The sequence below is a fragment of the Stenotrophomonas sp. SRS1 genome, from assembly GCF_026130205.1.
GTDB lineage: Bacteria > Pseudomonadota > Gammaproteobacteria > Xanthomonadales > Xanthomonadaceae > Stenotrophomonas > Stenotrophomonas rhizophila_B.
On the sequence record NZ_JAINFD010000005.1, the window covers coordinates 297150 to 312319 of the forward strand.

At 67.3% G+C, this 15170-nt stretch carries 13 protein-coding genes; 7 read left to right on the plus strand and 6 right to left on the minus strand.

The genetic code is table 11. From position 1 onward, the window contains the following. Positions 1–24: 24 nt before the first annotated feature. The 6 genes from dapE to map are packed head-to-tail and all read right to left on the minus strand — an operon-like array spanning position 25 to position 6918. Positions 25–1152 (minus strand): succinyl-diaminopimelate desuccinylase, encoded by a 1128-nt coding sequence (gene dapE, locus K4043_RS18410; protein ID WP_265310164.1) that lies wholly within the window; start codon positions 1150–1152, stop codon positions 25–27. Further along, on the minus strand, positions 1149–1511 hold the full coding sequence (locus K4043_RS18415) for an arsenate reductase (protein WP_265310165.1): 363 nt from the start codon (positions 1509–1511) through the stop codon (positions 1149–1151). Before K4043_RS18415 ends, dapE begins: the two co-directional genes overlap by 4 nt. 43 nt (positions 1512–1554) lie before the next feature. Then, positions 1555–2427 (minus strand): hypothetical protein, encoded by an 873-nt coding sequence (locus K4043_RS18420; protein ID WP_265310178.1) that lies wholly within the window; start codon positions 2425–2427, stop codon positions 1555–1557. Beyond that, the gene (dapD, locus tag K4043_RS18425) at positions 2424–3503 is read right to left on the minus strand and encodes a 2,3,4,5-tetrahydropyridine-2,6-dicarboxylate N-succinyltransferase (RefSeq protein WP_152151772.1); all 1080 of its coding nucleotides are present in this window, start codon (positions 3501–3503) and stop codon (positions 2424–2426) included. The genes K4043_RS18420 and dapD overlap by 4 nt, the downstream gene beginning before the upstream one ends. Then, the gene (locus tag K4043_RS18430; protein WP_123728775.1) at positions 3503–6142 is read right to left on the minus strand and encodes a [protein-PII] uridylyltransferase; all 2640 of its coding nucleotides are present in this window, start codon (positions 6140–6142) and stop codon (positions 3503–3505) included. Before K4043_RS18430 ends, dapD begins: the two co-directional genes overlap by 1 nt. Before the next feature lie 2 nt (positions 6143–6144). Beyond that, complete coding sequence (gene map / locus K4043_RS18435; protein ID WP_123728774.1) at positions 6145–6918, minus strand: type I methionyl aminopeptidase; 774 nt, start codon at positions 6916–6918, stop codon at positions 6145–6147. A 265-nt stretch (positions 6919–7183) separates the two neighbouring features. Here map and K4043_RS18440 point away from each other — a divergent pair, with 265 nt between their 5' ends. The 7 genes from K4043_RS18440 to tsf all read left to right on the plus strand — a co-directional run bounded on the left by K4043_RS18440 (position 7184) and on the right by tsf (position 14998). After that, positions 7184–7708 (plus strand): spore coat U domain-containing protein, encoded by a 525-nt coding sequence (locus K4043_RS18440; RefSeq protein ID WP_123728773.1) that lies wholly within the window; start codon positions 7184–7186, stop codon positions 7706–7708. An 8-nt stretch (positions 7709–7716) separates the two neighbouring features. Continuing rightward, a complete protein-coding gene (locus tag K4043_RS18445; RefSeq protein WP_265310166.1) occupies positions 7717–8463 on the plus strand; it encodes a molecular chaperone in 747 nt (248 codons plus the stop codon). A gap of 7 nt (positions 8464–8470) precedes the next feature. Continuing rightward, a complete protein-coding gene (locus K4043_RS18450; protein ID WP_265310167.1) occupies positions 8471–10819 on the plus strand; it encodes a fimbria/pilus outer membrane usher protein in 2349 nt (782 codons plus the stop codon). Then, on the plus strand, positions 10816–11865 hold the full coding sequence (locus K4043_RS18455) for a spore coat U domain-containing protein (protein WP_265310168.1): 1050 nt from the start codon (positions 10816–10818) through the stop codon (positions 11863–11865). Before K4043_RS18450 ends, K4043_RS18455 begins: the two co-directional genes overlap by 4 nt. 390 nt (positions 11866–12255) lie before the next feature. Continuing rightward, entirely contained in the window at positions 12256–12927 is a 672-nt protein-coding gene (locus tag K4043_RS18460) for a fimbria/pilus periplasmic chaperone (RefSeq protein WP_265310169.1), read from the plus strand. 213 nt (positions 12928–13140) lie between these two features. Then, complete coding sequence (rpsB, locus tag K4043_RS18465) at positions 13141–13992, plus strand: 30S ribosomal protein S2 (RefSeq protein ID WP_259260149.1); 852 nt, start codon at positions 13141–13143, stop codon at positions 13990–13992. A 127-nt stretch (positions 13993–14119) separates the two neighbouring features. Continuing rightward, entirely contained in the window at positions 14120–14998 is an 879-nt protein-coding gene (gene tsf / locus K4043_RS18470) for a translation elongation factor Ts (RefSeq protein WP_123728767.1), read from the plus strand. Positions 14999–15170 lie beyond the last annotated feature (172 nt).

Consider the following 15170-nt stretch of genomic DNA (forward strand, 5'->3'; position numbering starts at 1 on the left):
CGACAGCAGCGCTGCCCCAGGGACTCAGGCGAGCAAACGCTCGATCAAGCGCTGGTACAGCGCCGGCAGCGCCTCCAGATCCGCGACGCGCACGTTCTCATCGACCTGGTGGATGCTCGCGTTGACCGGCCCCACTTCGATGCACTGCGCGCCCAGCGGCGCGATGAAGCGCGCATCGGAGGTGCCACCGCCGGTGCTCTCTTCCGGCGGTGCACCGGCGAACTCGCCGAGCACCTCGCGCGCAACCCGACGCAGCGTGCCTTCCGGGGTGTAGAACGGCTCGCCACTGCGATGCCACTTGAGCGTGTACTCGAGCGCATGACGTTCCAGCAGCGCAGCGATCTCCTGCTCCAGCGCCGGCGCGTTCCAGTGCGGGTTGTAGCGCAGATTGAACAACACCTGCAGTTCGCCGGGAATCACATTGTTGGCACCGGTGCCGGCATGGATGTTGGAGACCTGCAGGCTGGTCGGCGGGAAGCTCTCGAAACCGTCATCCCAGTGCCGCGCGGTCAATTCGGCCAGCGCGGCGGCCGCCAGATGGATCGGATTGCGCGCCTTGTCCGGATACGCGACATGGCCCTGCACGCCTTTCACCGTCAGCGTGGCCGAGAGGCTGCCGCGGCGACCGACGCGCAGCAGATCACCGAGCACGGCCGTGGAGGACGGCTCACCGGTGATGCACCAGTCGATGGCCTGGCCGCGCTCGCGGAAGATATCGGCGACGCGACGCACACCGTCGATGGCATCGCCTTCCTCGTCACTGGTCAGCAGCACGGCCAAGGTGCCGGGATGGTCCGGATGGGCGGCCACGAACTGCTCGGCGGCCACCACGAAGGCGGCCACGCTGCCTTTCATATCGGCCGCGCCACGCCCGTACAGCACGCCATCACGGATCTGCGGATCGAACGGATCACTGGTCCAGGCCGAGACCGGGCCGGTCGGTACCACGTCGGTATGCCCGAGCAGCACCAGCACCGGCGCGCCCTGCCCGTGTGTGGCCCACAGGTTGTCGACCTCGCCCAGGCGCAGGTGTTCGCAGTGGAAGCCGGCGCGTTCAAGACGGCCGGCCAGCAGCGCCTGGCAACCGGCGTCCTCGGGTGTCACCGAGGCGCGCGCGATCAGGTCGCAGGTCAGAGCGACGACGTCGTTCACGCGCCCACTCCGAACCGCTGCTTGAAGCCGTTGTCCGAGAAACCCTGGGTCATCACGCCATCGGCGCTCACCACCACCGGGCGCTTGATCAGCTGCGGGTACTCGCGCAGCAGCAGTTTCCATTCGGCCTCCGAATCGGCCGCTTTGCGGTTCTCCGGCAGCTGCCGCCACGTGGTGGAGGACCGGTTGATCAACGCGGGGAAGCCACCGGCCTGGGCCGCCCAGTCGATCAGGGTCTCCGGCGTTGGCATGTGGTCGCGGTAGTCGACGAAGGTGTACGGCACCTGGAAACGGTCGAGCCACTTGGTGGCCTTCTTGCAGGTGTCGCAGTTCTTCAATCCGTACAGAGTGGTGGTCATGGCGCGGCGTGCAGCATCGATCAGGAAGGACGCCGTGAGGATGTCACAACAGGCGTTCGGACACGACCCGGAACGGCACCTGCGGCACCCGGAAACAGAACGCATCGGCCAGATCGACGCCCATCGCGGCCAGGTGCGGGCAGGTCACCGCCCCCTCCAGCCGCAGCGGCTGCACCTCGGCCTGGGTGATCGGCAGATCGATATGGGTCAGGGCCAGCCGACCATCCGGGGCGACCGCGAACGCGGCCTCCTGACAGGCCAGAAAAGTCATGGCCTGCGCTGCATCGGTGAAGGCACCGGCCGCCCAGGCAGCCGCCAACCCCTCTGCCGGACGCACCTGCGCCTGCAGTGCCGGCGCGCTGCCCTGCCCCGGCTCGATCACGGTGTGCCCGCCATCGGCATCCACGGCATGCCAGAAACGCGCGGCCAGATGCGGTTGCATGGCGTCGCTCCACAGCCGCGCACCCACCGCGTGCGCCACGCTGTCGATGACGTTGCGATCAAACAGCACCCGTGGCGTAGCGGACCCGGCCGCTGAATCGTCCGGCACCACATACCAGCGCCAGTTGCTCTGCAGCGGCGACGGAAACAGGCCCCGCAACGGCCCCGCCAGCGCCGGCCCGAAATGGCCGTGGCGGTACGTCAGGATCGTGTAGGGCGTACGCCCGTCATGCACGAACAGGCGATGGCCCGGGGGCGGCGGCGGTGCATGACGCACGTCCACCCACCAGCTCAGGTACACCACCTCACGCACATCACTGATCAACGCCGGCACCGGCAGCACGCGGGTGAGCGCGCGCCGGGCGGCGGTCAGGTGCGCGCAGCCGAGCAGACGCTGCAGCGCGCGTCCCGGCCACCCCGCGAACGGGTGCCGGTAGCGCGCCGCCTGCGCCAGCGCGGGCTGCGGGGTGCTCAGTCGGCCAGGCCGCGCAGCAGCTCGTTGACGCTGGTCTTGCTGCGGGTCTTGGCATCGACCTGCTTGACGATCACCGCGCAGTACAGCGAGTGCGAGCCGTCCTTGGACGGCAGCTGGCCGGACACCACCACGCTGTACGGCGGCACCGAACCGTAGCTGATCTCGCCGGTGGCGCGGTTGTACACGCGCGTGCTCTGGCCAAGGAACACGCCCATGCCGATCACGCTGTGATGGCCGACCACGAAGCCTTCCACCACTTCCGAACGCGCACCGATGAAGCAATGGTCTTCGATGATGGTCGGGCTGGCCTGCAGCGGCTCCAGCACGCCGCCGATACCGGCGCCGCCGGACAGGTGGCAGTGCTTGCCGATCTGCGCGCACGAACCCACCGTGGCCCAGGTGTCGACCATGGTGCCCTCGCCCACGTAGGCGCCGATGTTGGTGAAGCTCGGCATCAGCACCACGTCCTTGCCGAAGTAGCTGCCACGACGCGCGATCGCACCGGGCACCACGCGCACGCCGGCGCGGCGGAACTTGGCTTCATCGAAGCCCGCAAAACGCGATTCGACCTTGTCCCAGAACGGCGCCGGGCGCGCATCGACCACGGCCATGTCGTTGACGCGGAAGTACAACAGCACGGCCTTCTTCAGCCATTCGTTGACCTTCCAGCCACCGTGGCCATCAGGCTCGGCAACGCGGAATTCACCGGTTTCCAGGCCATCGATGACGCGGCCGACCAGCGGCTTGGTCGATCCTTCGATCTCATGCAGGGTCAGCGTGGCGCGGCGCTCGAACGCGCTCTCGATGCCGAACTTGAGTTCTTCCACACCCGGCGTGGCCGGCTTGCGCAGCGACTTGCGCGCGATGGTGGCATCACGGCTGGCACTGCGCTTGGCGGCGCTCTCAGCGGGCGTGGCGGCAACCTTGCGGGCCGGCGCCTTTTTCACGGCAGCCTTCTTCACGGCAGGTGCCGCCTTTTTCGCTGCGGCAGCAGTCTTCTTCACCGCAGGCGCGGCAGCGGGGGTCTTGGCCGCCGCGGTCTTCGCGGCAGTCTTCTTGGCAGGCTTGGTGGCCATCAGTGGGGGTCTCCGGCGTTTCGATCAGGGTCCAGGCAGGCGAGCATCGCGTCTTGCAGCTGCTGCCTGGCGGATTCGGTCAGGGCGTGATCATGCTCATCGCTGATCACGAACATATCTTCGGCGCGCTCGCCGAACGTGGCGATGCGCGCATCATGCACGCGCAGCCGCTGGTTGCGCAGCACGAACGCCACGTCGGCCAGCAGGCCGGGGCGGTCGGGTGCGACGAGGCTGAAACGGGTGCTGGTGGTCTGGCCATCGGTGACATCGCGGAACTCGATGCGCGGGGCGAAACGGAAGTGCCGCAGCTGGCGCGGAATGACGCGGCGCGAGGGACGCAGCCGGGTCAGATCACCGGCCAGCGCCTCGCGCAGGCCGGCCTCCAGCCGCAGTGCATCGCCATCGGCGAAGCTGTCGGCCGGGGTCACTTCGAACGTATCGAAGATGGTATCGACCGGGCCATCCAACACGCGCGCGCGATGGATGCCGTAGCCCTTGCGGTCCAGCGTCATCACGATCGCGGCGAACAGGCCGTCGCGATCCGGCGAGTGCACGAATACTTCCAGCGCGTGGTCGTCCGGGGTGATCCGGCGGACCTTCACCAAGGTCTGGCCCTGCTTGATCGGCACCAGCGCGGCCGCCTGCCAGGCGAGCTGTTCGGGCCGCAGCCGGATGAAGCTCTCATCGGGCATCACGGTGAACTGGCGCTCGATGGTGGCATCGTCGTAGCCGCGCTCGCGCACCAGCTGGCGCACCGATTCGCGCGCTTCGGCGACGCGTTCATCGGCCGGCATCTGATTCTCCAGCCCGTCGCGCAGCGCGCGACGGGCTGCGAAATAGAGGTCGGCCAGCAAACGGTCCTTCCACGCATTCCACAGCTTGGGGCTGGTCCCGGCGATGTCGGCGCAGGTCAGCAGGTAGAGGTAGTCGAGCCGGTCGCGGCTGGCCACCAGGGTGGCGAAGCGATGGATCACGTCCGGATCGGAGATGTCCTGCTTCTGCGCAGTAACCGACATGCGCAGATGCTGCTCGACCAGCCAGGCCACCAGCTCCGTATCGGAACTGCTCAGCGCCAGCGCCTGGCAGAATTCGCGGGCATCCACCGCACCGAGTTCGGAGTGATCGCCGCCGCGGCCCTTGGCGATGTCATGGAACAGGCCGGCCAGCAACAGCAGTTCCGGCTTGCGCAGGCGCGGCCAGACTTCATGTGCGATCGAGAAGCGCTCATCCGCGCGGCTGCTGGCGAACAGGCCGATATTCCGCAGCACCATCAGCGTGTGCTGGTCCACGGTGTAGACATGGAACAGATCGAACTGCATGCGCCCGGAAACCTGCGCGAACGCGGGAATCCACTGGCCGAGCACGCCCAGGCGCGCCATCCGAGCAAGGGTGTCGACCGCGCGCGGGCTGCGCAGCAGCGCCAGGAACTGCTCGCGCGCCGCAGCGCTGGCGTCGGTGTACGCCGCCAGCTCCGGCAGCGATTCAGCCAGCGCGCGCGCGGTCAGCGAGTGCAGGCCGCGCACGTCCGGGTTATAGGCCCAACTGGAGAACAGCGCGAACACCTGTTCGATGTCGCCCTGCGGCCACGCGGCGTCATTGGCGGCCAGGTAACCGCGACGCAGCGAGAAACCAACGCTGACCGGCTCGGGAACCGCTTCGCCATCAAACTGTTCTTCAAAGCGCTGCAGCAGGCGGTCGCTGATCCGCCGCACCACGGTGGCGCTGCGGTAGAACCCCTGCATCATCTTTTCCACGGCCAGGCTTTCGATGTCGTCTTCGAAACCCAAGCGGGCGGCCAGTGTCTTCTGGTAATCGAACCGCAGGCGTTCTTCCGGCCGGTTGGCGACCAGGTGCAGGCCGAAACGCAGCCGTGCCAGCGCACACCGTTCGCGTTTGAGCGCGGCCGCTTCATCCGGGCCGAGATGGCCAAGGCCGACCAGCGCTTCCAGGTCGCGCACACCGAACGCACGCAGCGCCATCCAACCCAGCGTATTGAGATCGCGCAGCCCGCCGGGGCCGTCCTTGATGTCCGGCTCAAGATTGTCGGCGGTGTCGCCAAACCGCTGATGCCGGGCCAGCAGCTCTTCGCGCTTGGCGAGGAAGAATTCGCGTGGCGGCCACAGGCCCTCCACGTTCACCGCCGCCTTCAGTGCCTGACGCGCGGCGTCATCGGCGACCACCGGGCGCGACTCGATCAGTGCGGTCAGCACCGTCTGGTCGGCACTGGCCTGGGTGCATTCGGCCGGCGAACGCACCGCATGACTGACCGGCAGGCCGCAATCCCACAGCAGGGCGAAGAAACGTGCCAGCCCGGACTCGTGCCGTCGCTGCTGCTCGGGCGTGCCAAGCACCAGCACATCGATATCCGAGCGCGGGAACAACTCGCCGCGCCCGTAGCCGCCCACCGCGAACAGCGCCATCCCCGAACCGGCGGGCAGGCAGCGATGCCAGGCCAGCCGGATCAGGTGATCGGCCGCCCGCGCGCGCAGGGCGAGCAGGCGTTCGATGTTGTCGTTCTGGTCGAAGCGACGGTACAGCCGCGCGTCGGTCTGTTGCAGCGACTGGCGCGCCAACGCCGCCCAGTCCGGGTCGGCGACGGAATCGGCCGGCGCGTCCAGCATCGGGCTCGCCGGCAGCATGCTCAGACCTGCGATTCGCCGGGCGAGAGGGTCAGCACGTCGACGCCGGTCTCGGTGACCGCGACCATGTGCTCCCACTGCGCCGACAACTTGCGGTCTTTGGTGACCACGGTCCAGCCGTCCGGAAGCACCTTGTTGTAGCGGGTGCCCTCGTTGATCATCGGCTCGATGGTGAAGGTCATGCCGGGCTGCAGCACCAGGCCCTGGCCGGGGCGGCCGTAATGCACCACCTGCGGTTCGTCGTGGTAGACCTTGCCGATGCCATGGCCGCAGTACTCGCGCACCACGCTGAAGCGCTCGGCTTCGGCATAGCTCTGGATCGCATGGCCGATATCGCCCAGCGTCGCGCCCGGCTTGACCGCGCGGATGCCGCGCCACATCGCTTCGTAGGTCGCATCGACCAGGCGCTTGGCCATGACCGACGGCGTGCCGACGTAGTACATGCGGCTGGTATCGCCGTGCCAGCCGTCCTTGATCACGGTCACATCGATGTTGACGATGTCGCCGTCCTTGAGGACTTTGGCCTCACTGGGGATGCCGTGGCAGATCACGTTGTTGACCGACGTGCAGACCGTTTTGGGGAAGCCGCGGTAACCGACATTGGCCGGCGTCGCCTTCTGCACATTGATGATGTGGTCGTGGCAGATGCGGTCCAGCTCTTCGGTCGTCACGCCCGGTTTGACGTGGGGGGTGACAACGTCGAGCACCTCGCTGGCCAGGCGGCCGGCGATGCGCATCAGTTCGATTTCCTCGGGGGTTTTCAGATTCACGCTCATGGGAGCCATTATCGCCGATCCGTGGCCAATCTGAACGGGATCGGGTGGAACGCTGACAGCCGCGGTTTGGGCGGGCTCCCGCAGTCAGGTCCCTGAACAGATGCGACCAATGTCTCAGAACGCGACTTCGTGCCGAAAACGGTCATTGATTCCTTCAAATCTCACGGCCTCCAAACAAGACCGAACCTATAAAAGAGTGAAGACGATTTCACTGTCCGGCAGCATCGTGTTGTTCAGCAAGGACCCCCGTCCAAGGAGCATGCCCATGCGATTTTTCCGCCCCGCTTTACTCACCCTGGCCCTGACCGGCCTCGCCACCCCGGCCCTGGCAGCCGATACCACGACCTTCAACGTCAAGGTCATCATCACCAAGGCCTGCACCATCACGGCCGCCGCGGCCACGGACGTCGACTTCGGCTCGGCGCTGTCCACCGCCACCACGCCCTCCAATGCCCAGGGCACGATCACCGCGCAGTGCTCCGCACTGACCCCCTACACGGTGGCGCTCAATGCCGGCTCCAACGCGGGCACTGCCAATGACGTGACCACCCGGCGCATGAAGAACACCGACGCCAGCGTGACCGCCAACAATTTCGTGGGCTATCAGCTCTATCGCGATGCGGGGCACACCAACGTGTGGGGGGCCACCGCTGGCACCAATACGACCGCCGGCATCGGCACCGGGCTGGCACAGACATTGAATGTCTATGGCCAGATCGCCAACCCCAGCGTCAACAACGCCGCTGCGGGTAACTATCAGGACACGATCACCGCCACCATCACCTATTGAGGACCGCCATGCCGATTTCCGCAGGGCGTCGCCCTGGGCGGCTCGGGTGTGCGGTGCTGGGTTGGCTGTGGCTGCTGATGGGGAGCGCCACCGCCGCGAGTCTGCAGGTCGCCCCGACCTCATTGCAGCTGACGCCGCGGCAGAATGCCGATGCGCTCTGGCTGACCAACAGCGGCACCACGCCCGTACAGGTGCAGGTGCGGGTCTTCGAGTGGCGCCAGGACGCCGGCCAGGATCAGCTGCTGCCCACCACCGATCTCCAGGTGAGCCCCCCGATGCAGTCGCTGGCTGCCGGCCAGCAGCAGTTGATCCGGGTGGTCCGCAGCGAGCCGACCCCACCGGCAACGCAACGCGCCTACCGGGTGATTGTCGATGAGCTGCCCACGGTGGATCCACGCCGCTCCGGCATGCAGTTCGTGCTGCGCTATTCGATGCCGGTGTTCGTCCAACCCGACAAGGATGCCCCGCGCCAACACACCCTGCAGGCGCGCCTGACGCGCCTGGACGACGGTCGACCAGCGCTGGAGGTGCACAACAGCGGCAGCAGTTACGCGCAACTGGCCGACATCGGCCTGGGCCCGGCCAGCCGCCCGCAGATCATCCATCCCGGCCTGCTCGGTTATGTCCTTGGCGGACAGACCATGCGCTGGCCACTGGACGTTCCAGCCGCCCGCCTGGCGGGCGCCACGTTCTCGGCAAAGATCAATGGCGAGTCGGCCCAGACGCCACTGCCCGCCGCGCCGCCGGCTCGCTGAGGCCTGCATGCGGATGCTGCTCACCGCGACGCTGACCCCGTGCGCCGCGATGGCAGCCGATGCGGACATTGGCGCCTCGGGCGATGCGATGCTGCCGCCGCCGACGCCGCTGACCGCCGCGCAGACCCTGTATCTGGAGGTGACGCTCAACCAGACGCCGCGCGGACTGCTGCCCTTCACCGAACTGCAGGGCCGGCTGATGGCCTCCGGCGCCACGCTGCGCCAACTCGGCTTTTCGGCACGCGGCGAGGAGCCGGTGGCACTGGAGCACCTCACCGGGGTGGTGGTGCGCTATGACGCGGCGCTGCAGACGCTGGCCCTGGATGTGCCGCTGGAGCAGTTGTCACTGCCCACCACGCGGCTGGAGCGCGCGGCTGACACTGCACCCGCGGCGGCCGCCTCCCCCGGCGTGGTGCTCAACTACGACGTCTACGGCAGCCACAACGAGGGCGGCGGCAACCTTGCACTGACCAACGAGCTGCGTCTGTTCGGGCTGGGCGAAGGCGTCCTGGAGACCAGTTCGCTGCTGCGCACGTATCAGGATCCGGCCGATCGCCAGTGGCGGGGCGAGAGCGTGCGCCTGGACACCGCGTGGCGCCTGGATTTCCCGGCATCGGCGGTGTCGCTGACCGTCGGCGATTTCTACAGTGGCTTTGTCGACTGGAGCCGGCCGGTCCGCATGGGCGGGTTGCAGATCGGGCGCAACTACGGCCTGCAGCCTTACCGCGTGCTGACCCCCACCCCCACCTTCCTCGGCGAAGCGGTGGTCCCCTCCAACGTGGAGCTGTATGTGGATGGCCTGCGCCAGTACAACGGCGAGGTACCGATCGGCCCCTTCCAGTTGGCCGCACAGCCCGGCATCAACGGCACCGGCAACGCACAGGTGGTGATCACCGATGCGTTCGGCCGGATGCAGACACTGGACTTTGCCTTCTACGGCACGCAGCAGCTGCTGGCCAAGGGTCTGTCCGACTGGTCAGCCGGCGTGGGCCGGATGCGAAAGGACTATGGGCTGCGCTCGTTCGCCTATGAAACGCCGGTGATCGGCAGCGCCACCTGGCGTCATGGCGCCAGCGACCGGTTTACCGCCGAGGCGCACGTGGAAGGCGGTGGCGGCGTGATCAACGGAGGTGCCGGGGGCTGGTGGCTGCTGGGTGGCGCCGGTGTGGTCAACGCCGCCTATGCACACAGTCGCTTCGAGGGTCTCCAGGGCGGCCAATATGCCGTGGGCTACAGCTGGAACAACCGCCGCTTCAACATCAACCTGCTGACCCGGCGGACCCACGGCGCCTACCGCGACCTCGGTGCACTGCAGGACACCCTGCCCCCGGACATCAGCGAACAGGCCACGCTGGGCATCAACCTGCAACGCGCCGGCTCGCTCAGCGCCAGCTATCTGCGGCTGCGCTACCCAGACGGCGAGGACAACCGCTACGCCAGCCTGTTCTGGTCGCGCAGCTTCGGTGATCGCTGGTCGGCCTACCTGTCGTTCAACCAGAATCTGGCAGACAGCGATGACCGCAGCGTCTATCTGTCGGTATCGGCCGCCCTGGGGCGCAACCGGCAGAGCAGCCTGTCGGCGCAGCGCAACGGCGAGCGGCTGACCTATGTCGCCGATCTGTCCCAACCCGTACCGGGCGACGGCAGCCAGGGTGGCTATGGCTGGCGGGTACAGGCGCGCGGCGGTGACGACGGTGCCGGCGGACTGGCCGAACTCGGCTGGCTCAACCGGGTCGGGCGCTACTCGATGGGATACGCGCGCCAGGGTGATCTCGATTATGGCTACGCCAGTGCCAGTGGCAGCGTAGTCTGGATGGGCGGGCATGTATTTGCCGCACGCGAGGTCCCCGATGCCTTTGCCGTGGTCTCCACCGATGGCTACGCCGGCATCCCGGTGCGCCTGGAAAACCGGCTGATCGGCAGCACCGACAAGAACGGTCTGCTGCTGGTGACCCCCTTGCTGTCCTGGCAGCGCAACCGGCTCTCCATCGATACGCTGGATCTGCCGGCGGACATGCGCGCCGACCGCGTGGACACCTGGGTGACGCCACGCCAGAGCGCCGGACTGGGCGTCGACTTCGGCCTGCGCCGCACCCAGGCCATGCGGGTGATCCTGCACGATTCGGACGGGGTCGCACTGCCCGTCGGCAGCAGCGTGCGGCTGCCTGGCGGAGGGGCCGCCACGGTGGGGTATGACGGAGAAACCTATCTGGAGGATGTGGTCACACCGGCCCAGCTGCAGGTCGATCTGCCTGACGGCCACTGCAGCGTGCGCCTGGCGCCCCCCGTTGCCGCCACCTCGCCCGGCATGCCCCGGATCGGCCCACTGCGCTGCTTGCCGACGCCCGCGCCATGATCGCCCCCCGGCTGCTTGCGATCGTGTTGGCGTTGGTGGCGCTGTGCTGGGCACCGGCGTCGCGTGCGGATACTACGTGCACGGCCACGGCACCGACGGCACTGGCATTCGGCACCATCGCCAATGGCGCGGCGAGCCCGACCAGCGCCATGACCAGTTTCACCATCACCTGCAACACTGCCGCGCTGAGCGTTCTGGGCAGTGCCAGCGTGCGCGCCTGCCTGAAGATCGGCCCGGGCAGCACCGGCAGCACGCTGCTGCCGAGCCGCAGCATGACCAATGCCACGGCCGATCCGATGGCGTTCCAGCTCTACAGCAATGCGGGCCGCACCACGGTGTGGGGTGCCGTACCCGGCGCGTCACCGGCGGCAGCGGTGGTGACACTCAGTTACGGCGTGCCCTTGCTAACCGGCGGCAGCGGCGCGCAGGCGGTGACCCTGTATGGCCAGATTCCCGCCGCCCAGGTGCTGTCGGCCGGCGCTTTCTCCAGCAGCTTCAATGCCGCCAACGTGAGTCTGGAATACGCCTACAACGAGAGCATCATCGGCACTGCCCAGCCCCCGGCGCTGTGCACCAGCACCAGCGGCGTCACTGGCCACAAGACCGCTGACGGCGCATTTCCGTTCACGGTCAGCGCCAACGTGCTGCCCCAGTGCAGCACCTACGTCACCACCGACATGGACTTCGGCAGCAACGCTGGCGCCATCACCGCCAATCTTGATCGCACCTCGACGATCGGCCTGACCTGCATCAACCGTACCGCCTACAGCATCGGCCTGAACAACGGGCAGAACGCGCTCGGAAACGTCCGACGCATGCGTTTCACCGCGCCGGACAGCAGCGTCTACTACATCCCCTACGAGCTGTACCGCGACGCGGCGCGCTCGCAGCGCTGGGGCAACACGATCAACACAGACACCCAGGCCGGCACCGGCAACGGAAGCGCACAGACGCTTACCGTCTACGGCCGGGCCCCGCCGACGACGGGTGCGATTCCCGCCCAGGGGAGCTACAACGACCTGATTACGGTAACCATCACCTATTAAGGGGGGCAGGGCCCTCAAGACGCCCACTTCCTGGCCGCTAACGGTCGCATCCCCTGCCGTCCGATGTTCGATGCCCGCGCGCCCTCCCTCTCTCGTCCTCGCCTGCCTGCTGGCTGCCTGCGCTACGGCGCCCGCTGCCGCTCGGCCGGGCACCGGCGTCGGCGCCCTGCGCATCGGCGTACGGATCATGGCCGATTGCCACGGTGCCGGAGCGCGCAACGCCGCCTGCCAACCGGCCCGGCAGCCCAGCGATGGCGACCATCTCGTGCCTGCACACGTCGCGGCGCTGAGCCCGCCAATCGACGGTGCCACTGGCGCAGCATCGGCCACCATCACCGTGACCTACTGATGCGCCGACTGCTGGCAGCCCTGTTGGCAGGCGGATGCGTCGTGCCCGCACACGCGCTGGATATCCGGCCGGTCAGCGTCTCTGTTCCGGCCGGCCCGGCGCATGCAGCGCTGTGGCTGGACAATCCCGAGCCGACCGCGTGGACGGGACAGGCCCGCCTGTATCGCTGGACCCAGCAGGGCGACGAAGAGCACCTGCTGCCAGCCGCCGAGGTCGCCGTCAGTCCGGTGCACCTGACTATCCCGGCTGGCCGGAGCCAGCGCCTGCGGGTCGTCCGGCTGGGGGGTACACCGCAGGGTGCCCAGCAGGGCTACCGCCTGATCCTCACCCCCGCCCCCGGCGCGGCCCCAGCGCAGCCCCGCTACTCACTGCCGGTCTTTCTTGAGCCGGCCACCGGCGCGCCCCCGACCTCCCGCCTGCACGTGATCGCTGAAGGCAGCCCGGCCATTCCCCGGCTGCACCTCTATAATGACGGTGACGCCCACGCACACCTGGCCGACCTGGTGTTCGTGGATGAGCAGGGGCGGCGCCAGCCCTTGATCGATGGGCTTGCAGGCTACGTCCTGCCCCACAGCCACCGCAGCTGGGCCCTGCCATCCCGCCCGGACGGGTATGCCGGCGGCCGTTTCCGGGCCCGCCTGGACCACGCAGCAGAGGCCGCCCTGCCCGCCGCCGCACCCCGGATTGCAGCCCCGGCTCAGACCGGGCTATAATCGGCTGGATTTCCCGCGTCCTTTCGCGTGAAACACGTCAACACCGGACGTCACCGGTGAATCCACACCTGCCGCCCATATCCGTGCCGGGGTGCTCCGCAAGGAGTTCGGTCACGGAAGCGACAGGGAAGCCAAACCCCGGAACCATCCGCCTTGCGGCGGACCGCCCAACTATTACCCGTGGCGGCCGGTTCCCTATCAGGAGTTACTGCAATGCCCCAGGTCACCATGCGTCAGATGCTGGAAGCCGGCGTCCATTTCGGCCACCAGACCCGTTACTGGAACCCCAAGATGGGCCAGTACATCTTCGGCGCCCGCGGCAAGATCCACATCATCAACCTGGAAAAGACCGTTCCGCTCTTCAATGACGCGATGAACTTCATTTCCAGCGTTGCGCAGAAGCGCGGCACCATCCTGTTCCTGGGCACCAAGCGCAGCGCCCGCGAGTCGATCCGTGAAGAAGCCGAGCGTTGCGGCATGCCCTTCATGAACCAGCGTTGGCTGGGCGGCACCCTGACCAACTTCCGTACCGTGAAGCAGTCGGTTGCCCGCCTGAAGGAACTGGAAGCCGGTGAAACCGACGGCAGCTTCGACAAGCTGGTCAAGCACGAAGTGCTGGGCCTGCGTCGCGAGCGCGACAAGCTGGAAGCCTCGCTGGGCGGCATCAAGGACATGAACCGTCTGCCCGACGCGATCTTCGTCATCGATATCGGCCACGAAGACATCGCCATCAAGGAAGCCAAGAAGCTCGGCATCCCGGTGATCGCTGTCGTCGATACCAACTACAACCCGGAACTGGTCGATTACGCGATCCCGGGCAACGACGACGCCATCCGCGCTGTGCAGCTGTACGCCCGCGCTGCCGCCGACGCCGTGCTGGAAGGCAAGGCTGCTGCTCCGCACGCTGCCACCGTCCGTGAAGAAGAGTTCGCCGACGCTGCCGCCACCGAAGAAGCCAAGCCGGCCCGCCGCGCTCCGGCCAAGAAGGCTGCTGCCGCTCCGGCCGCTCCGGCCGCTGAAGCCCCGGCTGCCGACGCTCCGGCCGCTGGCGAAGCCCAGGCCTGATCCAGGCCCACGGTGGGCGCAGCGCGCCCACCGTTCCTGTCCGCTGCCGATGGCGCGACGACAGGACACCTGTCACACGGGCCGGCCACCATGCCGGCCCAACCCCTTTCTTTCGTGAGGAAATCCCGTGGAAATCACTGCTTCCCTGGTCAAGGAACTGCGCGAGCGCACTGGCGCCGGCATGATGGAGTGCAAGAAGGCACTCGTCGAAAACGGCGGCGACATCGACGCCTCGGCCGAATGGCTGCGCAAGTCCGGCCTGGCCAAGGCCGACAAGAAGGCTGACCGCGTGGCTGCCGAAGGCATCATCGTGGCGGCCCAGGACGGCGGCAAGGCCGTGCTGGTCGAAGTCAACTCCGAAACCGACTTCGTCGCCAAGGACAGCAACTTCCTGGACTTCACCAAGGCCGTTGCCGCCACCGCCCTGAGCTCGGGCGCTGCTGACATCGACGCCCTGAAGGCCGCCAAGCTGCCGACCGGCGAGACGATCGAAGAAGCCCGCGCCGCCGTCATCGCCAAGGTCGGCGAGAAGGTCGACGTGCGTCGCATCGTGCGTCTGGAATCGACCAACAACGTCGCTGCCTACGTGCACGGCGGCCGCATCGGCGTGCTGGTCGAGCTGGCCGGTGGCAACGAAGAGCTGGCCCGTGGCCTGGCCATGCACGTGGCTGCCATGAACCCGCCGCACAACAAGGCGGCCGATGTGCCGGCCGAGTTCGTTGCCAAGGAAAAGGAAATCGAACTGGCCAAGATGTCCGACAAGGACAAGTCCAAGCCGGCCGATATCCTGGAAAAGATCATCAGCGGCAAGATCGCCAAGATCGTCAACGAAGTGACCCTGTACGGCCAGCCGTACGTGCTGGACACCAACCAGTCGGTCGAGCAGGTCCTGAAGGCCGCCGGTGCCGACGTGGTCGGCTTCCAGCGCCTGGCGGTCGGCGAAGGCATCGAGAAGGTGGTGGAAGACTACGCCGCCGAAGTGATGAAGCAGGCCGGCCTGGCCTGATCTTCACCGCTCGAATGTGGTACGAAAGAAGCCGCGGATTCCGCGGCTTCTTTTTTTTGTCTGACCCGTCCTGAATTGAGTTGACACCTTTTCCCACAGGAAGAGGAATGTTCAATGGATTCAACACTCAGGCGCAGCCAGCGGGATTACTCGCTGGCCTTCAAATTGTCGG